This is a genomic window from Bradyrhizobium sacchari (genome assembly GCF_002068095.1).
Taxonomy (GTDB): Bacteria; Pseudomonadota; Alphaproteobacteria; order Rhizobiales; family Xanthobacteraceae; genus Bradyrhizobium; species Bradyrhizobium sacchari.
This window is the reverse complement of record NZ_LWIG01000059.1, coordinates 1-22323: the sequence shown is the minus strand read 5'-3', so window position 1 is coordinate 22323 and position 22323 is coordinate 1. Positions and strand designations below refer to the sequence as shown.

18 protein-coding genes and 6 pseudogenes are annotated in these 22323 nt (G+C 58.5%); 13 read left to right on the top strand and 11 right to left on the bottom strand.

Features of this window, described 5'->3' with window-relative positions; genetic code table 11:
• Positions 1-305 precede the first annotated feature (305 nt).
• Positions 306-671 (top strand): annotated as a pseudogene (locus tag A5906_RS35975) (branched-chain amino acid ABC transporter permease); the annotation flags it as partial.
• Between the two features lie 33 nt (positions 672-704).
• On the opposite strand, the gene A5906_RS35970 reads toward A5906_RS35975, so the two are convergent.
• Positions 705-1895 (bottom strand): aminotransferase class V-fold PLP-dependent enzyme, encoded by a 1191-nt coding sequence (locus tag A5906_RS35970; protein WP_080139985.1) that lies wholly within the window; start codon positions 1893-1895, stop codon positions 705-707.
• 477 nt (positions 1896-2372) lie between these two features.
• Between A5906_RS35970 and A5906_RS35965 the strand changes: the two are divergent.
• A pseudogene (locus A5906_RS35965) lies at positions 2373-2835 on the top strand (YybH family protein).
• A 151-nt stretch (positions 2836-2986) separates the two neighbouring features.
• On the opposite strand, the gene A5906_RS35960 reads toward A5906_RS35965, so the two are convergent.
• Positions 2987-3613 (bottom strand): LysE family translocator, encoded by a 627-nt coding sequence (locus A5906_RS35960; protein ID WP_080139845.1) that lies wholly within the window; start codon positions 3611-3613, stop codon positions 2987-2989.
• 16 nt (positions 3614-3629) lie between these two features.
• Positions 3630-4277, bottom strand: coding sequence for an FMN-binding negative transcriptional regulator (locus A5906_RS35955; RefSeq protein ID WP_080139843.1), 648 nt, complete (start codon positions 4275-4277; stop codon positions 3630-3632).
• Positions 4278-5939: 1662 nt separating this feature from the next.
• Here A5906_RS35955 and A5906_RS35940 point away from each other — a divergent pair.
• The 5 genes from A5906_RS35940 (at position 5940) to A5906_RS35920 (ending at position 12091) form a co-directional block, all read left to right on the top strand.
• The gene (locus A5906_RS35940) at positions 5940-8459 is read left to right on the top strand and encodes an MBL fold metallo-hydrolase (RefSeq protein WP_080139839.1); all 2520 of its coding nucleotides are present in this window, start codon (positions 5940-5942) and stop codon (positions 8457-8459) included.
• Positions 8456-8788 carry a hypothetical protein gene (locus A5906_RS42135; RefSeq protein WP_136615730.1) on the top strand — a complete coding sequence of 111 codons (333 nt, stop codon included), beginning with the start codon at positions 8456-8458 and terminating at the stop codon, positions 8786-8788. Before A5906_RS35940 ends, A5906_RS42135 begins: the two co-directional genes overlap by 4 nt.
• 406 nt (positions 8789-9194) lie before the next feature.
• Positions 9195-9584, top strand: coding sequence for a hypothetical protein (locus A5906_RS42130; protein WP_136615729.1), 390 nt, complete (start codon positions 9195-9197; stop codon positions 9582-9584).
• A gap of 424 nt (positions 9585-10008) precedes the next feature.
• Positions 10009-10743, top strand: coding sequence for a leucine-rich repeat domain-containing protein (locus A5906_RS35925; RefSeq protein ID WP_080139836.1), 735 nt, complete (start codon positions 10009-10011; stop codon positions 10741-10743).
• A gap of 64 nt (positions 10744-10807) precedes the next feature.
• Positions 10808-12091 (top strand): cystathionine gamma-synthase family protein, encoded by a 1284-nt coding sequence (locus tag A5906_RS35920; protein ID WP_080139835.1) that lies wholly within the window; start codon positions 10808-10810, stop codon positions 12089-12091.
• A 293-nt stretch (positions 12092-12384) separates the two neighbouring features.
• Here A5906_RS35920 and A5906_RS46530 read toward each other — a convergent pair whose 3' ends face one another.
• From A5906_RS46530 to A5906_RS35890, 7 genes and pseudogenes are all read right to left on the bottom strand, one after another.
• Positions 12385-12621, bottom strand: coding sequence for a hypothetical protein (locus A5906_RS46530; RefSeq protein WP_430642444.1), 237 nt, complete (start codon positions 12619-12621; stop codon positions 12385-12387).
• A 340-nt stretch (positions 12622-12961) separates the two neighbouring features.
• Positions 12962-13276, bottom strand: a complete 315-nt coding sequence (locus tag A5906_RS45640; protein ID WP_245327082.1) for a P-loop NTPase family protein — start codon at positions 13274-13276, stop codon at positions 12962-12964.
• Between the two features lie 27 nt (positions 13277-13303).
• Positions 13304-13474, bottom strand: a complete 171-nt coding sequence (locus tag A5906_RS45635) for a ParA family protein (RefSeq protein ID WP_245327081.1) — start codon at positions 13472-13474, stop codon at positions 13304-13306.
• A gap of 132 nt (positions 13475-13606) precedes the next feature.
• Complete coding sequence (locus tag A5906_RS35905) at positions 13607-14167, bottom strand: hypothetical protein (protein ID WP_080139834.1); 561 nt, start codon at positions 14165-14167, stop codon at positions 13607-13609.
• Between the two features lie 464 nt (positions 14168-14631).
• Positions 14632-14852: pseudogene (locus tag A5906_RS45630) on the bottom strand (LrgB family protein); the annotation flags it as partial.
• A gap of 185 nt (positions 14853-15037) precedes the next feature.
• A pseudogene (locus A5906_RS35895) lies at positions 15038-15239 on the bottom strand (Dabb family protein); the annotation flags it as partial.
• Positions 15240-15317: 78 nt separating this feature from the next.
• On the bottom strand, positions 15318-15950 hold the full coding sequence (locus A5906_RS35890) for a GntR family transcriptional regulator (protein ID WP_080139833.1): 633 nt from the start codon (positions 15948-15950) through the stop codon (positions 15318-15320).
• Between the two features lie 113 nt (positions 15951-16063).
• Between A5906_RS35890 and bioB the strand changes: the two genes are divergently transcribed.
• From bioB to A5906_RS35865, 5 genes are all read left to right on the top strand, one after another.
• Entirely contained in the window at positions 16064-17059 is a 996-nt protein-coding gene (bioB, locus tag A5906_RS35885) for a biotin synthase BioB (protein ID WP_080139832.1), read from the top strand.
• 47 nt (positions 17060-17106) lie between these two features.
• Positions 17107-17460 carry an aspartate 1-decarboxylase gene (gene panD / locus A5906_RS35880; RefSeq protein ID WP_080139831.1) on the top strand — a complete coding sequence of 118 codons (354 nt, stop codon included), beginning with the start codon at positions 17107-17109 and terminating at the stop codon, positions 17458-17460.
• A gap of 71 nt (positions 17461-17531) precedes the next feature.
• Positions 17532-18680 carry an 8-amino-7-oxononanoate synthase gene (locus A5906_RS35875; protein WP_080139830.1) on the top strand — a complete coding sequence of 383 codons (1149 nt, stop codon included), beginning with the start codon at positions 17532-17534 and terminating at the stop codon, positions 18678-18680.
• A 2-nt stretch (positions 18681-18682) separates the two neighbouring features.
• Positions 18683-19318: a dethiobiotin synthase gene (gene bioD / locus A5906_RS35870; protein ID WP_080139829.1), complete on the top strand. Its 636-nt coding sequence runs from the start codon at positions 18683-18685 to the stop codon at positions 19316-19318.
• Complete coding sequence (locus A5906_RS35865; protein ID WP_080139828.1) at positions 19315-20580, top strand: adenosylmethionine--8-amino-7-oxononanoate transaminase; 1266 nt, start codon at positions 19315-19317, stop codon at positions 20578-20580. Before bioD ends, A5906_RS35865 begins: the two co-directional genes overlap by 4 nt.
• 648 nt (positions 20581-21228) lie before the next feature.
• Here A5906_RS35865 and A5906_RS45620 read toward each other — a convergent pair.
• Positions 21229-21369, bottom strand: a pseudogene (locus tag A5906_RS45620) (3-methyl-2-oxobutanoate hydroxymethyltransferase); the annotation flags it as partial.
• Positions 21370-21492: 123 nt separating this feature from the next.
• On the opposite strand from A5906_RS45620, the pseudogene A5906_RS35860 reads away from it, so the two are divergent.
• Positions 21493-22323 (top strand): annotated as a pseudogene (locus A5906_RS35860) (aminotransferase class I/II-fold pyridoxal phosphate-dependent enzyme); the annotation flags it as partial.

The window sequence follows — 22323 nt, the reverse complement described above, 5'->3', positions numbered from 1 at the left end:
CTTCGGAAATGAACGACCACAGTTCATCAGCAATGCGCCAGCTACAGGGGCTCCGGCTCATGCGCACGTTTCTTCGGATAGAGGATGCAGCATTAAGCTGGCTGAGCGCCTCGCAGAAAGGGCGCGTGCTGCCTCGCCTTCGGCGGCCAACCCGCCAACGTGACGTCACTGCGCGAGAACCCCACGCCAGCCTGACATTCCGACCATGATCCGCCCGGAAGCGGGGCAATTCCACCCCGAACTTATTCCGACCTGTCGACGGTGCAAAAAGGCGATGACGTTGGCTTCCCCGAGGTCGTGTCCCCAGTGAGCCGCGCGCGATCTCGCTCGGCTATTGCACCGACCAGTACAAGTTCCTGGCCTTCGTGCTGCCAGGAACGCTGACGGGCTTTGCCGGTGCGCTGAAAGTGTTCGTGGCGCAGAACGCCTCGCTCGCCGACGTGCACTGGTCGCTGTCGGGCGAAGTGGTGCTGATGACGCTGGTCGACGGTCTCGGCACCATCTTCGGCCCCGTGGTTGGCGCGTTCGTGATCATCACCATGCAGCAATACCTGGCGGGCTTCGGCCAGTGGGTGACGGTGATCCAGGGCGTGATCTTCGTGGCCTGCGTGCTGCTGTTCCGCCGCGGCATCATCGGTAAAATCGCGCAGCGCTACAACTGCGAGCTCTGACGATCTGATGCAAGCTGTCACGCGGAGCGTTCATCAGCGGCTTATTCGTCGTACAGCTGACGCAAGAGTGTTGACCTCTTCAATTGTATTGTAATAGTGCGGCGAAGCCCGAACGACATGCGGGAGCCTTCTCCTCGTTGCGTCCAATGGCGTACTTGTTGGAGGAGAGACTGAGATATTAATTGTTTCACTTTCTAGATGGCGCATGACTTCGCGTGCTTCCACGTCGTGAAGAGTGAACGATACGATTGACGCGCGATCTTCTCCGAGGTCGTGAATCGACAAACCGGGGATCGCGCCGAGTGCTGCGCGCAACTCATTCGCAAGCAGGCGGCAACGCCGTTCGATCTTGTTGATGTCGATTGAAAGTGCGTAGTCCACCGCTATGCCAAGCCCGAGCCGCGCGGCATAATTGGCATCCCACGTTTCGAACCGTCGAGCGTCGGATCGGAGTTCATAGCGCTGCGGTCCAACCCAAGGCGCTCCGAACAGGTCGATCATGGCAGGTTCTATGTCTTTCAAAATATCGTCGCGCACGTACAGGAAGCCCGTCCCGCGTGGGCCGCGCAAGAACTTGCGCCCGGTTGCTGTAAGCATGTCACAACCGAGTGCACCGACATCGATCGGCATTTGCCCAGCGGCCTGGCACGCATCCAGCAGGTAGGGAACTCCACGTGCTCGGGCGATTCGACCCACAGCTTCAGCCGGATTCACCAAGCCACCATTCGTTGGTATCCATGTGATGGCGATAAGTCGCACGCGGTCATCGATCATCCGCTCGAGTGCCTGCGGATCGAGAACCTGGTTTGCGTCGTCGGGTATGACCTCGACCCGTGCGCCGGTACGGCGGGCGACCTGCAAGAACGCGACATAGTTTGCCGCAAACTCGGCAGAGGTGGTGAGAATTCGATCTCCTGGGCCAAAGCGGAGCGAATAGAAGGCGCGCTGCCAAGCAAGAGTGGCATTTTCGGCCAGCGCGATTTCTTCCCGCTTTGAGCCGACTAGTCGAGCTATGCTATCGTATACGCCTTCGAGGCGCGCAGTGTTTTCGGCGCTCGCTTCGTAGCCGCCAATTTCAGCTTCGCGTTGGAGGTATGTGATCATGCCCTCGACGACATGCCTCGGCATCAACGCGGCGCCCGCATTATTGAGGTGAATACGATGCGCGACACCCGGCGTATCCGCACGCAAACGATCGACCTCGGAATCTGAAAGATCCTCCATCGAGCTTGCGGTTTGCTCCCGGATATCCTGCACCAGAGATCCCCTCTTTCCCGACACGGTAGAATGCCAGATTGCGAGGCGTTAGCGACCTTCGACCAGCAAGTCTTCTTGGAATATGCCTGCCGGACGAGCCCAAACCCGCCATTTTAGGGTCAACAATGCCGAATTCCGTCATGGATTGCGCCAAAGATTGCACTAACCGGCTTCGCGGCTCGGCACAGTACCGTCCGAAAAGATCGAATGAACTTGCCAGGAGGATGACCTTGGTACCCCCTTTTGAGGCCGCCGACTCCGCGACACAGTCGCTTGCCACTCAACGACCCATCCTATTGCGCAGCCGGTCATCGGGCCTGAAACAGGCGGCTTCCTGGTTCGACCGCAACGCAGGAGATGAGCCGCTGCGCCTTCTTCGAGCCTGCCCGCGCTATGCTCCGACCGATTTGATCTCGCTGCCCGGTGCTGCCGAACGGCTAGGTCTTGGCGAAATATGGGTCAACTCCCGCTGAGATATCAGGCAGCGAAGCCAAACGAAACGATGGCGGTGCACTCGACGCCCTGATCGACTTCTATCGGTCCTTCAACAATGGAGATACGAGGGTCTCGCCGCGAACTGGGCGGAAAGCGATGCGCCTAGCATGGACAATCCCATCGGCGGCATTCGTCGTGGCTGGCCTGCCATCCGTGACGGCTATGCAAAGCTGTTCGGAGGGAATGCAAGTGTGACGGTGACGCTCTATGACTTTTCGTCCCAGGGCGGCGACGACTGGCACCTTTTCGTCGGGCGAGAGAAAGGCACTGCAAGACGCCGTCTACCACCCTCGACTTGCGCTTCCGAACAACGCGCTGGTTCACCAAAGTAAACGGCGTTTGGAAACAGCTCCACCATCACGAATCGATCGAAGAGCCGGCTCTGCTGGCCGATTATCAGCGTGTGATCTAAGGCGCTCCGTTGCAGCAGCCAGCGTGAGGCGCTTGGCTATATTCACGGAAACCGGACATAACGAGTCTGACGGCTGTGGGATCGTTGAACCTCAACTCTCCGAGCGATTGATCGCGGCCGAGGGGCGACTAGCTTCCTGTTGCGTGTGGCATCAAGTTGCACGACGAGCAAATAGTAATGTCGCTCCCAGTCCGCACATGACGGCGCCCGACGCTTGTCGTGTCCTGGCAATGAGCGACGGACGCTTTGCGAGCCCGGCCCTCGCTTTCGCGGCCCAATAGGTTACGACCAAGTCGACTGTTGTGTTCAGTGCGACCGAGATGAGCCCAAGTACAATGAACTGCGCGGCGACGAGAGTGGTAGGATCTACAAATTGTGGAATGAAGGCGAGAAAAAATGCAGCGGTCTTCGGGTTAAGCGCTTCGACCACGATGCCTTCGCGAAAGGCGCGATGCGCTCCTGTCGTTTGAACAGCAGTTGGATCGACGACGCGAGCTTCGCGCCATGTCTTGATGCCGAGCCAGATGAGATATAGGGCTCCCGCGATTTTCAACAAAGTGAACGCCTCCGCGCTTGCCATGACGAGCGCAGATAGGCCGATAGCGCCTCCGAGAACGTGCACGAGCCCGCCGAGACCGAGGCCGACGCTTGATGCCAATCCTTCCGAGCGCCCGCCAGCAAGCGTGCGTGCTGCGATGTAGAAGATGCCTGGCCCGGGCGTGATCGCTACAACGAGGGCCGCTGCCAAGAATAGAAGTGAGGTCTGAAAGCTGAGCATAGTGTCTCCGATCGTGCTAATTGGAGGATCTCCCTCCGCCCTCAACCGAAATGAGCAGTCCCACTTCTCTATCTCGTGGGTCCTCGCTTGCCGTGAGGCCGGCGGCAACGCGCGTGCGATCAGCTTCAGGACGGTTCTGGCTCATCTTGCGTTTGCCTTTGAACGTTGTGACGGGAATGCGCACCCCAACGATCCCGCGCAACTGTGCGGCGACGAAGTCGGCAGGAGCTTCGTCAACAGTCCAAGGTTTTGCGCGCGGCTTTTCCTGAATGTTTGTGAGGCGCGTGACAACCTCAAGCAAGCGTTCGGGATCGTGAAAAAATTCAACCGGACCATAGGCGTGGACGGCGATGTAATTCCATGTCGGCACCACCTTGCCGTTTTCTTGCTTGGTGGCGTACCAGGAGGGCGTCACATAGGCGTCGGGCCCCATGAAGATTGCAAGGGCTTCGCCGATCGGAGGCGAATGCCACTGCGGGTTTGCCCTTGCAACATGCCCGTACAGAACGCCCCGCTCGCCTTCAGTCTCTTCAAGAAAGAGCGGCAGCGGCGTCGCGAGTGGCCCATCTGCGGTGGCCGTGACCAGGTTGGCCAGCCGGGCGGAGCGGACATTTGCTCGGATGTTGTCGAGGTCATCGTCTCTGAACGCGGGAGGCACATACAAGGCAGTTCTCCGTTCTGACTGGGGTCGATTTGAGTGTTGGGCGACTGAGCGAGGGTCTAGCTCAGCCTACTCATTTTGCCAACGCCCTGTCATGATAGTAAACGGCGAGAACTCGACTGCGGGGCCAGATCGAATGGAGGCGCTCGGCGCGAAGTATCCATCCTCGATATATACGCGCCAAGCTCGTTGGGACGCGGGTCGCTCCAAGAATTTCAACGCGCCCGCGAATGTGTACCAAATCGCCGGTCAGAAAATCGATGAAGAGCAGAGCGGCATATGGATGGGCTGAAAAGTTGCCTAGCGTGTTGTAATACAGGTTGCCGGAAAAGTCTGGAACAGTGATCACGTAGCAGGACGCCGAGATCCTGCAGAACGACGAGGTCTCGGCCGAGATCCTCGGGCACCTCGTCGGAGCAGTATGGTTTCAGTGCTACTCTGACCTTCTTTTTCCGGCCGCTTCGCACGAGTATGTTCGACGTGCACGCGTCCATCCACTCACGCTCAAGCGATTGCAGGTCAAGCAGCGCTACCCTGAGATCGTACCGTACAGAGAGTTCCGAGGTCTTTTCGTTAAATCGGCCAACGGCGTCGGCGTCAAGAACGCGGGTTCCGATGTGAGGTGCACCGAAAGCTCCATCAGGTCGCGGCCTGCGCTATTTCCAAGCGCGAGCTCGCGGGCTATCGGAACCGCGTTCTGATAAAAGGCGACATTGATGTTGTCCCCGGCGGTGCAAACTGTCGTGAGCGGTCCCGCCGCCGATCCCCCAGCCCGTGTCTGCCCCAACCTACTCTGCTCCAAAAAAAATACGTTACGACAAACGTTCGCGAACCGACAAATGTGCGCGGAGCTGAACCGCGTAGCTCTTCTGTAGAGCTGCCGCGTACCAATGCTGTTTGCTTCGCGCAATTAGCGATTATAGGCCAGATCACTGCTGCAATTCGAGAATATTCCCGAGTTGTGCATTGGAAAATGGAATAACTTGCGCACTCCTGTCCGGATTCGTGCGCGGGAGGCACGCTTCATGAGGACGTTTGCCGAAGCGAAGCTCAGGCCAGCCCGAGGCGAGTATGCCGGCGGGGCCTCCCGATACGCTCGATCCTCTATCTATTCTGGGCAGAACACGGACCTCGTTGAGCAGAATGAGACTCCCGAGATGAAAAATCATGGCGCGAAGTCCACTGCCGGAAAGGCAGAGGCCGATCACTCCTCAAGCTTCGTTCCTTCCAGGAGGTCGGCAATTACGCAGTCCGGGAACGAATCATCGTGGCTCACTTCTTCGGTCATTCTAGCGCTTGACGGAAGCAGGTATTCTGACTGATGAACGATTTCAGTGACACAATATGCATCTTCTCCGGCGTCGGGATCGGCCGGTCAGCAAATCAACTGCACTAATCGCTTGAAGTAGGTAGTTACTATAGTACGATACAACCGGATTTGAAAGGCCATCAAGCGATTGCGGACTTGATTGTTTTAAGCGTTTGTCATGATCACACCCATAGATGCCGACACCCAAAACGACGATCCGGTAAAACCGACCGCTTGAGATGCGCGTCACGAAAGTGTCTTGAGCGCCGGTGTACCGATTTGTGTCTGAAGGAGTTTGACCGGCTAAACGGCTCAGGTGAGCGCGAGTGTTGTGAAGTCTTGGGAAGGAGCATTTGATGAAGTTGTACTTGTTGGATATGGGCTCGAAAATCTATGGAGACTGCATTCTCGCCGTTGAGGGCGATCGAAGCATTTTGATCGATGGAGCTCACCCGGGGGATTGGAAGTCGAGTGGCGATACACCGTCAATCCCCGATCAAATCGCTGAAATCCTCGGTGAGCCTCCGTTCAAGGTTGATCTGCTCGTTGTCACCCATTGCCACTCGGACCACATCGGGTGTCTGCCTAAATTGGTGCAGGACGGCACGATTACATTCGAGCAGGCCCTTGTGGCCGACGAGAATCTTGGATTTCCAACGGATGGCGAAGACGCGCCGCTCGATGCGGAGACCGCCAAAGTGATGGCTGCAATCGTCGAGGAGCCGCAAGGCGACCTTGACGGCGCGGCATTGGATCAATTCCTCACCGACGCCGCCAACTTGTCGGCAAACTATTCGGCGATGCTGTCCAAACTGAAGGCCGACCGCACAAAGATCGTCCGGTACACCGGCCCGTCCGCAAAGGTGACACAGATCGAGAAGGACTTTGCGGATTTCAATCTGAAGATCCTTGGTCCCAGCGCCAACCACCTGAAAATTTGTAGTGAGGAGCTCAAGAGGCTCAAGAACAAGGCCCGCCGCGCAAGCGACAGCTTGCGGCACGCGGATGCTGGTCTGGATGCGGCCGACATTTACAAGAGGCTGTTGTCCGGGTCCGGTGTCAAGGGAGCCGATGTAGCCGCCGATGATATACGCGAGTATCTCGACCGAGTGGGTCCAGGCGCCGCACTGAATGACCAAAGCATCGTGCTCAGCCTTGGCAAGACCGGACAGCGTATCCTGCTCACCGGCGATATGCAGCTTGCAGTCCCGGAAGTGCCCGGACTGGACAACGACATGGCCTCAATGATCGATGCCATCAAGGAAGGGGGGCCGTATCAGTTCGTCAAATTACCCCACCACGCGTCGTACAATGGTTTTGACGAGGACGTCCTGAAAGCCTTTGAGCAGGCCCAGGCGTTCGGAATCTCGACAGGGAGGGGAGATCCCGGTCACCCGGATCCCGGCGTGTTGAAATTCCTCAAGAGCATCAACGACAGATATCACTGGGCGCGGACCGATCGGAACGGAGTCATCACGGTCTCGTTTGTGCGGTCCAAACTCAAGATCGATATTTCCGAAGGCGACCTCGACGATCCTACTCCGAATGCCCGGGACGTCGCTCCAACCGGGGAAGGCGGCGGCCCCGAACCACAGGGCGTCCCGCCCCCGCCACCTGCACGGCGCGTCCTCGCGGAAGCGGCTCAACCTCCCGCAAAGCGCGGAGAGGCAATGGTGCGCCGGATCGATGGAGAGGAAGTCGAGGTCATCGCAAGAATCCCCCACACCAAGACAAGGGTGACGATCACGGTCGAGATCGATCCTGGGGAAACAGCTGCCGTCGCCGCGGTAGCTCCGCACGACCTTGTAAAAAAAAACATTGATCGTCTGCCGCCTCTCCTGTTTGTCACAAATTCAAAGCGCCTGGCAGGCAATATCGGCCAGGCGGAGGCAGCCAGGATTCTCGACACGATCCGTCCCAAACAACCGATGGTGGACTTGGCCCGCGAGAATGATGCATTCGCCGCGATCCAGCGGGAAGCGCGCAATGCAAACGTCAAAGGGGTCGTCATCGTTGGAGGCTACGACGTCGTTCCGTCCGAACGCTATGACACACTCCCACCGAGCTTGCGTGCCAGCATCGGGCCGAGCGCGACGAATGATCCGGACGATTTTATCGTCTGGAGCGATCAAAGCTACGGGGATCTGGACGGTGACCATCTCGCCGACGTGCCGGTCTCCAGGATACCGGATGGGCACACAGCAAGCGTTGTGGAGTCGGCGTTCGAAACCGCCTCGCCGCCCTTGGTAAACCGTTTCGGCCTTCGCAACTTTGTGCGCCCCTTCGCGGATCAAATCTACTCAGGGCTCCCGGGCGCCGAACTGATGCTCACCTCCGAGCTGGTGCGCTCCAATGCCATCCCCGGCGATCTCTCGGCCAAGCACATCTATCTCATGCTCCATGGCTCGGATACGGACACCTCGCGCTTCTGGGGTGAGACTCAAGGCGACATGCTTGAAGCGATGACCGTCAACAACGTCCCCGACCCGTGCGGGGCGATCATCTTTGCCGGATGCTGCTGGGGCGCGTTGACCGTACGCACGCGCGCTGCGGTCTATCGGGCTGGCGACCCCATTCAGGTTGTCACCCCAGCTCAGTCGATAGCCCTTTCCTTCCTGGCAGCGGGAGCCAACGCTTTCGTCGGCTGCACCGGAGCGCACTACTCTCCCGTCGATGGTGACCTCAACTTCTTCGGAGCACCGATGCACTCTGCATTTTGGAAGCAAATTCTAGCTGGAAAACGACCCGCCGAAGCGCTCTTTCAAGCCAAGATTGACTACATAAAAGGCATGCCGCACGGCAGAACCAAGATCGAGGAAGTCGCGATAGAAAACAAGATTCTGAGACAATTTACCTGTCTTGGACTAGGCTGGTGAAAGACTATATGATGGCAACCGATCCATTTACGACAGGTGACGTCATGGCGGGAAAATCTGATCCTTTTAATGGCCCGCTCGAAGGCTGGGAACCCTTGGATTCACCTCCAAAAGGACTGGATTCGAGTGCTCCGCTCCCTAAACCTGACAGAGTAGCTCAGGAATGGACCAAGGTCGCTCGGAAGTATGCCGCGGATTCGGCCGGTTCCGGTTCATCGTCTGAACACGCTACACTGGTGCGGGCAAAAAAGAAGGGCTCCCGGGATAGCGACGTGAACGCCAAGACCTTCGTCCTGTCAGGGAATAAAATCGTCGGGACCCAGGGCTAATTGCTGCAACGCAATATGGAGAGCCGCCGCCGAGAAATCCGTCTCGGCGTCGGCTTCTTTTTACGCGGGTTTGGCAAGCCCGGGACGCTCGGTTTCACGGAATGAAATAAAAGGAGATTTGGGGACCTTAAATCTCATTTCGGCATGGCCCTCGGCCAAGTCACTCAGCTGGTCGCCTACATCGGCAATGATCGTGAAGTGGCGTCAGCAGAATCTCGACAAGCTGTCGAAGGAAAAACGCGCGAACTCGTCACTAATCCGAGCTGTCTTGTCTGGGCAAGCAGAAAAAAAGTCTTGCGACACCGGCACCAGCCCGCCCGTCAAAATGGGGAGCCAGAGAGTGTACCGCACAAGTGCCTCGTCGTTCTCCTCCTTGGTGGGATGATGGACATCCGCGAAAAACGGTGTGCGCGAACCGGTCAGCGTGTTCGATAGAAAGATCCTCGACGGCCGCAACCGCTATCACGCCGCCATCGAGACCAGCACCGATTGTCCGACGCGCAACCATTACGGTGACGATCCGCTGGGATCGGTCATCAGGCTGAACTTGAAGCGTCGACACCTCGCCGAGAGCCAGCGCGCGATGTGTGCGGCGCGGGCAGTCGAACACTTCAGGCACCGACAGGGCGCGGCCGCGCAGGCCAAGGGGGTGGTGGCACGGTGGACCGCGAGGAGGAAATCAGGCGCCTCCACGCGGATACGTCCCTGTCTTATGATGATCGTGCCGAAATGGTCGCGCCGCTTCGGGGAGGCGCAACCATCACCGCCTTTCCAACTCCGAGTCGCCACCTGCTGATAGCTTCTTCGTCAGCTTACCGACAGGTAAATGCTTCAGAGGTTAGAACGTATCGTAGGGGACTGAGTCTACTCAGTCCTGGCAAGGGAGTATGGAATGGATCCTTTTGAGGCAGGACAGATTCTGCGCGGCGATGGGATCTTCTCGAACGAATAAGAGGGGCAGGAAAACGAGGCCGCGGCGCTGTGGGACGGAGTGCAGGCTATTGTGGCAGATCCAGCTCATGCGGAGGACGATCAAGACCAGACGGTTGAGAATTGGGCTGCTGAATGGGACCTGGATCCGCTGAGAATCGAGGAGAAGCCGTAAGGCAATCGATCTCAGATCGTTATCCCTGACCAGTCTGCCCAGATTATCCCCCGACCTCACGGCGATCAACATTTCCTACAATCGGCTGACCAGGCTGCCCGATAGCCTCCCTGCCATGCTCGAGTACCCCAACGTCAGTCACAACGATCTGACCAACTTGCCCGCCCTTCCGGCCGGGCTCCAATCTCTCAACGCGAGCGACAACCGACTGGCGAGCCTGCCTGAGGTCCTTTCGCCTGCGCTTCAGCATCTCGATGTCAGCGACAATCAGTCGCTGAATGTGCCGGAGGTCCTCCCTGCTGCGCTTCTTTCTCTCGACGTCAGCCACAATCAATTGACGAGTCTGCCGGAGAACCTCCCCGCTATGCTCCATGCTCTCGCCGTTAGTGGCAACCAGTCAACCAGCTTACCTGAGGCGCTCCCGCCGGGACTTGTGCTTCTCGACGCTGGCCATAACCAGCTAACCAGCCTATCCGAGGACCTGCTGACGCAGTTGGGCGTTCGCGCCAGCATAGATTTGTCTGGAAATCCGCTGCGGGAGCAAGTGCTGACGAACCTGGATAGTATCCTAAACGCCGAGAACTACGTCGGTCCGGCCGTCAGACTTCCGGATAACGACGCGAGTGAACCATCCTCGGCAGACGATGAACAGGACGTCTCTCTCACTGAAAAAGTCGCAGACTGGCTCGGAGGCAATCCAAGAGACGGCGATCGGGAAGTGCTAGCCGCGCGGCGGACCTCTGCAGAAGAGCCTGGTGCTCAAGAGTACGCGCTTTTCCTCGGCAAGCTGCTCGAGTCCGTCAACTCTGACAATCAAAGGATTCCAAAAAGGCCGGGGTCAATTTTGTGACCACCGCCTTGTACCACCGATTCGGTCCGCAACGCGCGGCAAGCATCAGAACAGCGAGGCAGCCATGGTAAAACCGTTCCCGTCGAAGACCCGCATCGCCAACCATATGCTGCATCCGGAAACGCTGATGCTGACCTATGGCTACGATCCGCAGCTCTCGGAAGGCGCCATCAAGCCGCCGGTGTTCCTGACCTCGACCTTCGTGTTCAAGACGGCCGAGGACGGGCAGGACTTCTTCGATTTCGTCTCCGGCCGACGCGAGCCGCCGGAGGGGATGGGCGCAGGTCTCGTCTATTCGCGCTTCAATCATCCCAACAGCGAGATCGTCGAGGACAAGCTCGCGGTCTACGAGCGCACCGAAAGCTGCGCGCTGTTCTCCTCCGGCATGGCGGCGATCGCAACCACGATCCTCGCTTTCGTGCGGCCGGGCGACGTCATCCTGCACTCCCAGCCGCTCTATGGCGGGACCGAAACGCTGCTGACGAACACGCTTGCGCGCCTGTCGATCGGCGCCGTCGGCTTCGCAGACGGTGTCGATGAGACGGCGGTCAGGCAGGCTTCGGAGGAGGCCATGGGCAAGGGCCGCGTTGCGATGATCCTGATCGAGACGCCGGCCAACCCGACCAACGGCCTCGTCGACATCGCGATGATCCGGCGCGTTGCAGATGCGATCGGAAAAGCGCAGGGACTTGTTCCGGTGATCGCCTGCGACAACACGCTGCTGGGACCGGTGTTTCAGCGGCCGATCGAGCATGGCGCGGATATTTCATTGTATTCTCTCACCAAATATGTCGGCGGTCATTCCGACCTGATCGCGGGCGCCGCGCTCGGCAGCAAGGCGATCATGAAGGGCATCAAGGCGCTGCGCGGCGCCATCGGCACCCAGCTCGATCCGCATTCCTGCTGGATGATCAACCGCTCGCTGGAGACGCTCAGCCTTCGCATGGAAAAATCCGATGCGAATGCGCGCCTCGTGGCGGACTTCTTGCGCGACCATGCCAAGGTGGCCAAGGTGCATTACCTCGGCCATCACGAGGAGGCCTCGCCCGCGGGGCGCGTGTTCGCGCGGCAGTGCCTGGGGGCGGGATCGACGTTCTCGTTCGACATCGTCGGCGGCAAGGATGCGGCCGTGAAATTCCTTAACGCGCTGCAGATCTTCAAGCTCGCGGTGAGCCTTGGCGGAACGGAGTCGCTCGCCAGCCTGCCGGCGACGATGACTCATTCCGGCGTTCCCGCCGACATCCGCCAGAAAATCGGCGTGCTCGATTGCACGATCCGCCTGTCGATCGGCATCGAGAATCCGGCGGACCTGATCGCCGATCTCGGCCAGGCGCTGAACGCGGCTTGAGCGAGGGAATCAAAGCGGATTGGACGCGCAGCACGCTGACATGATCGCTGCGGCAGCCTCATTGCTCTGCGCGCACGAGAGCTGCCGCACCAGGCAGACGTAATAGCCTGCTGGATGCGTTCAGCAGGGAATCGTCAGCAGGCCGTCAATCTCACTCGATTTCGAGCCATTCGGAGACGGCGCAACCCGTGGGCAAACGAACGAAACCAACTCGCAATCACCGCCTGATGCCTTGCCCGACCGCGATCACCATGCTCCAGCTTTGCATCCAGTCGAAGCAGTTCAGCCTCGGCTCATTTATGGTCCTGACCCTGATCGCTGCCGCGCAATCCAACGTCGCTGGCCAGATAGCGGCCACGGTCCAGCCGCTTGGCGTACAGCGAGAGCCCGACTCCGTCGTGCCAAAGCGCCTTGATCAGGGTGCGGCCCGACCACGGAACACAAATGTGCCAGAGGCCGACAAGCTCCGACACGCGCATGCCTGCGGCGAAGGCCAAATGCAGCATGGCTCGATCACGGATGCCGGACACGGTGCTCGCATCTGGCGCATCTAACACAGCCCGCAGCTCATCGCGATTGAGATAGCCGGACGAGCGCCTGATCGGTCTTCTTCATCGGGATCGCACGGATCCGACGTGATCGGTCGAGGCAGGATGGCACCCTCTATTCCAGATAGAGGAAGAGCGAGTTGATCGCAGCGAGCCGGGCATTGCGAGTTCGCGCCGAGTTGCCGCGCTGCCTCTCTAGATGCTCAAGGAACGCCAAAATCACCGGCGCGTCGAGCCGTTCGATCTCTCCAGATAAGCGAGCACGGCATCAGTCGGTCCGCAGTCGAGGAGATGAAGGCGGAGATAGCAGCCGCTGGCGGGCCTAACTGATGCGGATGAGTGTTTCCACTTGCATTGCCGTCTCTATCCCCTCCATCTCATCGATATGATGATGTCTTGCCGTTTCTCTTCGAGGCGACGTAGCGGATGACATCGAGAGCCTCGTTGAGCGATTGCGACGAATAGCAATCAGCGTCGGTATCGCAACTTCTATGTCGGCCGAACTCGGACGAAGCGGCATCAGGCAAAGATCGGCCTTCGCGATGGTGCGCATGGCCAGTGCATTGTTCGTCGCCGCGGTATCGATAACCGTAAGCCAGATCACCTTGGCTTCAAGGCTGACGAGCGCCCCTTCCATTTCGGCCGAAACGACGACGCGAACGACCTAGGGATGAGGATGGCCGCGTGGCTCTTTCCGTTTTAAAATCGTGCCTTGTGGATCCGCCTCGACAATTGCGACGCGCTCCCCGTTCCCCAACGCTGCGACTGCAATTCCGACCGCCAGCGTGCTCTTGCCGCTTCCGCCTTTTTGGGTGACCAGACAAAGGACATACATCTTCTACGCGTTCCGGACGATAACGACAGGTCATCCACGGTTGGCTCAACTATTTCGTTCAGATAGCGTTCAAGGTCTTCCACTGGCTTCAGCATTGTTGATTTGACCCGAAGGCTCAGCATCAAGTTGAGCTCATCGACGAACGTGAGGCTTGGTCAGGCCATCGCTATCGTTCACGACAATCGTGCTGCTTCCCCCATGAAACAGCGGGACTGCCGTCCTCAGCAGACTCTCCCAAGTTGCCGCGCAATCTGTTGCGAACCTCTCAAGCTCCGTAAGTTCGACAGGGCGAAAGTTGCTGTAATCATGGATCGCCCACTCCTGAATGCCAACCCCAGCCTGTTTCGGGCCGATCACATATCCCCAAACGGAGTGAAATAGCTCTTTGCGAGAGGCGAACAATTTCTCCGCGCGATCCAAGTCAGCCATAGCGAGTTCAGAGCCGTCCAGGGCGCGCGCCTTATCCTTCAGGAGGTTGAACACGCGTGACACCTGAAACCCGCCCGACCGTCTAAGCTCCGTCATAGCCTCAAGCCACGAAGCTTTGTGAATTGCGTTCCCAAGAGCACAGACGGCGGCTTCCAGTTGAGACCAGCGATACAGCGAGCGACCTATCGCGACGTAGTATTCAACCGGCAGATCCGCGCGCGTCATGTCGAAGTGGGTAAAGGTAGGTATGCTAGTGTCAGTCATTCCAATCTCGCGAGTGTCGTGATGGCAGCAGGCGTTCCCGCTCTCCTGCCAAGAAGCCATGCTTAACGGAATCCGTGCGACTCCAAAACGCCCGTTGTGCCGCGTGCACGAAGCTATCAAACGTCGGCGGGCGGAGCGTGCAAATTGTTCGATACGTGTCCAAGAACCCCAGCCAATTTTCCTCAGTGCGGCTAAGCCAGTGCAGTTGCTAGGTTTTGATGCGCTGGGGAACTGGCGTGCCCCTACGCTGGCCTCAACGCCCAAACGCGTCTTTTCTTCGCACGTCGGAGCCGCGATTCCTCAGAGTCAGCCTCAAAGACGCCGGAAAATATCGAGCGAGATGGCGTACATCGTCGGGCCTTCTGCTGCTCCTGCTCGCCTCCGGGGCCGTTGACTAGCAGACTGGCAAGGGCCGCCCTGTTTTGAAGCTGAGTCAGGGCGGCCCACTCCCGCTAGGACCGCGAGACCAATTGCGCACCGGCAAAGAAGGTTGTGTATGACGTACCGGTCAGGAGTAGAAATATGGCGATGATCCACATCGCATGCAGGACGGGGTTGGCAACCGATGACGGCGCGTTGCCAGCGATACCGAATCTGAGATGGCATAGATCAGCAGGGTAACCGTCAGCCAGAGCAGAGGCGACTGTGAGAGGTAGACCCACAGCGAGAGCGGGTTCTCCTTCATGCGCGGGTCCTATAGGCGCATGAGACGACTGATGAAGCGGAAGGTCAGAACCGCAAGGTCACGGTCACCGACACCAAAAGAATCAGAATGATTGCGATGCCATGTGCGGCGAGCACATCGAGCTTCTGCACCACCCTGCACCGGCACGAACGAACAGCAGCGACAGGTGTTTAATACGCATTCTAGGCTGCGAGTTCCGTCTCACTGTCGAACTCGCTATAGACCCTTGACGTCAATGTCATTGCCGAGCTGGTCGGTCTTGCGGTTGCGACCGATCTCGAGCGGCCCTGCATTTGGAATAGTTGTGAGGATCGATGGGCGGCCTTCGATGATTTGATCGAAATAGGTACTATCCTTGGCAGTGAACAAGAGAATGTGACGGATCATCGATGGTCCTGGAGTACGCCTTTGATGTTCTCGCGATCGGACCATCCACGAAGGAACTATCAACGAGTTTTGTCGCCGTCAGGCGGGAAGGGCAAGGCGCTCGATGGTTTGAATATGGCGCGCAAGCAGGTTGCAGGCCTGATCGACGTTGCGTGTCCTTAGTGCTTGCACAATCAGGCGGTGATCCTGATTGGACCGCGGACGCCACCCGGCAGACCTTGCCATTGCGAACACCAATCGCGAATTTGCAAGCTGTAGTCCGTCGAGGTTGGCGAGGAGGCGGGGCATCCCGCAAGGCGCAACCAGCGCTTGGTGAAAGGCGCGGTTCGCCTTCTCAAATTCCTCGATGGTCTGGGCATTGTCTCCTTCAATCAAGGCGAGTTCGATCCGTGCTAAATGTGCGGATGTAAGCTTCGGAGCCGAGTTGCGAAGCGCGACCACCTCGAGCGCGGCCCGCATCTCGGCGATCTCCTTGACTGACTTTGTATCAAGCGGCGCAACCCGTACTCCGCGACGTGGCTCAGCGACGACGAGGTGATGGGCTTCCAGTCGTCGAAAAGCCTCGCGCACAGGAACATGACTGGAGTTGAATTCTCGCGCGACATGATCTTGACGGAGTGGTGCGCCTGGCTGCAACGCTCCGCTGATAATGCGCTCACCGACTGACTGCTCAATATGCGCCGCAACAGTCGTGCTCCCATTGGCGATCATAGATTATCTACCACAAAAATGGATGCGTTCGAGAAGGCGCTCAATTAGCATCGGCTCTTAGGTGATGGCTATAGATAATCTGCGAAATTATCTACGATTTGGGTGGGCCCTTTATGGTTTCTGATGCTGGCGTGAAGAGAAAGAAAGGGAATAGCGGCAGGCCAGTTCGCCACGACTGGAATCGCGCAGAGGCTGAAGCGATCTATGAACAACCGTTCGCCGACCTCTTGTTCGAGGCGCAAAGCGCTCATCGCCAAAGTTTCGATGCAAATCGGGTCGAGATCGCCAGCCTACTCAGCATCAAGACAGGTGGTTGTCCGGAAGACTGCGGCTACTGCTCGCAGAGCGCCCACTACGACACCGGTTTGGAAGTCACGCGTCTCATGAAGCGCGCGGATGTGGTGGCCGCCGCGCAGCGCGCCAAGGATGCCGGCGCGACGCGCTTCTGCATGGCAGCAGCCTGGCGCAGTCCAAAAGACCGGGATCTCGATCAGGTCTGTGACATGGTGAGCGCAATCAAAGCTCTTGGAATGGAAACCTGCGTCACGCTCGGCATGCTGACGCCTAAGCAGGCCGACTGCCTCTTTGAGGCAGGGCTCGACTTCTATAACCACAATGTCGACACCTCGCCGGAGTTCTACGGGAAAATCATCACCACCCGCACTCTGCAAGATCGGATCAAAACCCTTAAAGATGTGCGGCAGGCCGGCATCAAGGTCTGCTGCGGGGGCATTGTCGGCATGGGTGAACGCGTCGAGGACCGCATCGCGATGCTCGTGTTGCTCGCCAATCTTCCGATCCACCCGGAAAGCGTGCCGATCAACCTGTGGAACGAGGTGAAAGGTGTGCCTGTGAATGAGACAGCAGAGCGACCAGACCCAATCGCTCTGGCACGCTTAATCGCAACTGCCCGGATCATGATGCCGAACAGCGTGGTGCGGTTGTCCGCCGGCCGGCAATATATGACAGATGAACTTCAGGCCCTGTGCTTTTTGGCCGGCGCCAATTCAATCTTTGTCGGGGATTTGTTGTTGACCACTCAGAACCCGAAAGCCGATCGCGACGCGAATTTGCTGGATCGGCTCGGTATTGCATCAGGGCTGGCTTAAATAGAGCAGCTTAACAACGCCGCCGCACGCAAACTCTAAGGTGAAAAATGCAAGTTACCTTGATGAAAGGCAAGATCCATCGCGCGTCCGTGACCGAGGCGGATCTTCACTATGAGGGCTCGGTTTCGATTGATCGTGCGCTATTGGAGGCGGCAGGATTCGTGCTTAACGAGCGCGTTGAAATCTACAACGTCGACACTGGAGCGCGGTTTGCGACCTACGTGATCGAGGCTCCTAAGGGATCCGGCACGATAAGCCTGAACGGCGCGGCTGCGCGACACGCCCTGCCTGGGGACAAGGTCATTATTGTTGCATATGCGTCTTTTGATGAGGCGGAGGCGAAGGTCTTCAAGCCACGAGTGGTGTTGGTCGACCGGGAAAATTGCATCTTGACCACTTAGAGCGAGCCGGCCGGCGGTGAAGCCTTCCGGTCATCAACACTTTTGATGCAATCGCTAGTCAGCGGGTGAAAATGAAGTCAATCAACGCGGATCGAGGCGGCCATTATGTCGCGGCCCTGCATGCTCTGAAGCAAGACGATCGGCTCCGCGGTCTAAAGCCGCCCAGCGGAATCGATTTTACATCGAATGATTATCTCGCGCTGGCGAGCTCGCCACGTATGAAAAAGGCGATCTCCGATGCGCTTGAAGCCGGCACGCCCGTCGGGGCCGGCGGCTCGCGGCTTCTACGCGGCAATTGTCAGGAACACGAAGCTCTCGAAGCGGAAGCGGCTCGCTTTTTTGGAGCGGAGACAGCGCTTTTCTTTGGCGGCGGCTATGTTGCAAATTTTGCTGTCCTCACAACGCTGCCGCAGCGGGGTGATCTGCTCGTTCTCGACTCTCTTGTGCACGCAAGCATTCATGAGGGCGCGCGAGCCGGCCGCGCCGACTTTCGGATCAGCGAACATAATGATCCACAGTCCGTTGAGGACACGATTCAAGAGTGGCGCGCTAAGGGTGGGGGCGGTCGGATATGGATTGTCGTCGAAAGTCTCTACAGCATGGATGGCGATTTTGCACCACTGGAAGACCTGGTGGCGATCGCCGACCGGCATGACGCGTTTCTGATGGTCGATGAGGCTCATGCCACAGGCGTTTACGGCGAGCACGGGCGAGGGCTTACGGCGCCCTATGAAAGACGCGATAATGTGCTAGTGGTTCATACCTGCGGCAAGGCCTTGGGGGCTGCCGGCGCATTGGTAACGACCGCACGAGCGCTGCGCGATTTCCTGGTCAATCGTTGCCGTCCCTTCATTTTCGCTACCGCGCCCTCGCCGTTGATAGCTATCGCCGTGCGAGAGGCGCTCCTAATCCTTCGGCAGGAACCCCAGCGACAACAGCGTCTGGCCGATCTGATTGCGTTTACGCACAGAGAGATCCGTGCGCGCGGTCTTCACAGCCCCTCGAGTTCGCAGATCGTGCCCTATATTGTGGGCGAAAACGCCCACGCGATGCAGCTCGCATCGAGACTGCAGGATCGCGGTTTCGATCTTCGGGGGATTCGGCCGCCGACTGTGCCCGCCGGGACGGCCCGTTTGCGCATTTCACTGACGCTCAACGTTGGGGAAGGTGATGTGCGTGCGATGCTGGATGCGCTCTCCGAGGAGACGAGAGGTTGGTGAGGATGAATCAGCGCATCGTAGTCGCCGGCACCGATACCGGGATCGGAAAGACCGTCTTTTCCGCGGGCCTTGCACATCTTCTCGGAGCGAAATATTGGAAACCGGTTCAGGCTGGGCTCGAAGGAGAAACAGACAGTGAGGCCGCCGCACGGCTGGGCGGCCTCTCGCCCGGTCGTGTTATGCCGGAGCTCTACCGTCTTCGAACTCCTGCCTCGCCACATCATTCGGCTCAAATCGACGAGGTCCGTATCAATGTGGAGTCGTTTCATCTACCTGATTGTCGGGACCGGCCGCTCGTCATCGAGGGGGCGGGCGGACTCATGGTGCCACTGAACCGGGACGTGCTCTACATTGATATCTTTGAGCGATGGAGCCTTCCCGTCGTGCTTTGCGCAAGTACGAAACTTGGCACCATCAATCACTCGCTGCTCTCAATAGAGGCTTTGCGAAAGCGTCAGATTCGGCTTCTTGGCATTGCCTTCGTTGGGGAAAGAAATCCTGAAAGCGAGAGCGCAATTTGCGAAATTGGGCGAGTCCGCTGGTTGGGGCGATTGCCCTGGATTACGCCTCTTACGGCCGATTCCTTGCAGAAAACTTTCAAAAGCTCATTCGTGCGTGGCGATTTCTTGAATCCATGAAGCGCAACAGCAAGATTCCGATCTGGCATCCGTTCACGCAACATGCGTTGCAAGACGAGATGACAAGGATCGACCGCGGCGATGGTGCTTATCTTTTCACGGCGGATGGGCGCCGTATGATAGATGCAATCTCATCCTGGTGGGTCGTGACGCATGGTCATTGCCATCCACACATTGTACGCGCTATTCAGGAACAGGCAGCCAAACTCAATCAAATCATCTTCGCCGGCTACACCCATGATCCGGCGGAAGAGGTTGCGCAGGAACTCCTAAAGCGCGTGCCGCGTGGCCTCGATCACGTCTTCTTTTCCGACAGTGGCTCCGCTAGCGTCGAGGTCGCACTCAAGATGGCGCTTGGCTACTGGCATAACATCGGCAAACAGAGGATACGCATCGTCGTAATGCAGCGCTCCTATCACGGAGACACCATTGGGTCGATGTCGGTCGGCGCCCGAGGCGTCTTCAACGCAGCGTACGGACCCTTGCTGTTCGATGTGATCTCGATCCCGTTTCCTGCCAGGGGTCATGAGCAGACAACGTTGGATGCGCTTGAATCGGCGTGTCGACACGAAATGCCAGCCGCCTTTATTGTGGAGCCTCTGATATTAGGGGCAGGTGGGATGCTAATGTATCCACCCTGGGTGCTGAAAGAAATGAAGGTGATCTGCGAGGCTTCGGACGTTCTTTTCATTGCCGACGAGGTCATGACGGGCTGGGGCCGCACTGGAACATTGTTCGCCTGCGAGCAAGCCGATGTGACGCCCGATATAGCTTGCTATTCGAAGGGAATTACAGGAGGAGCGCTTCCACTCGCAGTGACACTCTGCCGATCAGATATTTTCGACGCCCACTATTCGAGGGATCGCACTCGCACGTTCTTTCACTCGAGCTCATATACTGCGAACCCCGTGGCTTGCGCCGCTGCGAAGGCAAACCTGGATCTTTGGCAAGATCAAAAATATCGCGACCGAGTGGCGTCCGTGGCCACAATGCAAGAGCAGGCCATTGCAGCATTTCGAGTCGATAAGCGCTTTGCAAACGTCCGTCGGACGGGCACCATCACGGCCCTCGATCTGAAAACCAGCGATGCCGGCTATCTCGCGGACATTGGTCCGAAACTTGGAGCTTTCTTTGAAAGCCGCAACCTGCTGCTGCGCCCACTTGGCAATACGATCTATGTGATGCCGCCTTATTGCGTGACAGCGGCAGATCTTGATGAAATCTATGCTGGAATCCGCGATGCTGCCGACGCACTTGCTTGACGAGGTGCTCTCTCGTGCGCGCCACCGAGAGCAGCCTTTGAACCATTCTGATCGTCAGGCTCGACCCACCTGCAGGCACGACCCGTACGCGCCATCGATGGACCGAGGATCGCCGCACGCGGACAGTGTAACCAATTCCGATCCGATAGCACTCCTCCCTGATTGGTATTGGCGTCAGCCGAGGTGGTGCATTTGAGGTTGGACTTGCAGCCTTCCTGACTGCCGCTTCGTGCTGGTTTCACGTGGCCGCGGCGTTCGCGGGGGTGTGGATCGACGCGACGGCCGCGAGCCAGCGCTGCCCCACCGCTGAGGCACCTCAGCGGTTCAAATAGGTGGGCTAAGATGCGCGCGGCAGAGCAGGTCCCATTCTCGCACGGCGAAAGGACGGCTTGGAAAATCCTGTTTGATGATCGCGCGATCATTGGAGAGTTTTTGCGTCTGCTGGCGGTTGGGAGGAGGTATGTTGCTTTATTCCAGTCGCTATTGGTGGCGTTAACACCCTAGGAAGCACTAACTCCAGGGAGTAAGGGTAGGATAATAATCGGGGGTAGGGGAGCTACACTTCAGAGCGGCCTGTCGAACGTGTCACGCTTCCAGTTCTGCAGCGTTGGAGCCAAGAGGGACGCCGGACCGTATTGACCACCGCTTACCCACGCGGTGAATGACAGGAATTTCGCAGTCGGCCAAGGCACGTATCGTTTCGACACGCTTGGCGCCGCCATGGGGTTTGACAGCATCAGCGCCACGTTGGAGGACACCGCCGGCCTTCAGGATCGTGTGCCCGATGCCACAACTTCGCGAAAACCGCCGGAAAACAAGGATTCCAAAAAGGCCGGGTCAATTTTGTGACCACCGCCGTTTACCACCAATTCGGCCCGCAACGCGCGGCAGCATCAGAACAGTGAAGCAGCCATGGTAAAACCGTTCCCGTCGAAGACCCATATCGGCAACCATATGCTGCATCCGGAAACCCTGATGCTGACCTATGGCTATGATCCGCAATTGTCGGAAGGCGCCCTCAAGCCGCCGGTGTTCCTGACCTCGACCTTCGTGTTCAAGACGGCCGAGGACGGGCAGGACTTCTTCGATTACGTCGCCGGCCGGCGCGAGTCGCCGGAAGGCATGGGCGCGGGCCTGGTCTATTCGCGCTTCAACCATGCCAACAGCGAGATCGTCGAGGACAGGCTCGCGGTCTACGAGCGCACCGAGAGCTGCGCGCGCTGTTCTCCTCCGGCATGGCGGCGATCGCGACCACGATCCTCGCCTTCGTCCGGCCCGGCGATGTCATCCTGCACTCCCAGCCGCTCTATGGCGGCACGGAGACGCTGCTGACGAACACGCTGGCGCGCCTGTCGATCGGCGCGGTCGGCTTTGCCGACGGCATCGATGAAGCCTCAGTCAGGCAGGCCGCGGAGCAGGCGATGGGGAGGGGGCGGGTTTCGATGATCCTGATCGAGACCCCGGCCCAATCCGACCAATGGCCTCGTCGACATCGCGATGATCCGCCGCATCGCCGATTCCGTCGGCAAGGCCCAGGGGCACACGCCGATCATCGCCTGCAACAACACGCTGCTCGGTCCGGTGTTTCAGCGGCCGATCGAGCACGGCGCGGACCTGTCGCTGTATTCGCTAACGAAGGATGTCGGCGGCCATTCCGACCTGATCGCGGGCGCCGCGCTCGGATCGAAGGCGATCATGAAGGGCATCAAGGCGCTGCGCGGCGCCATCGGCACCCAGCTCGAT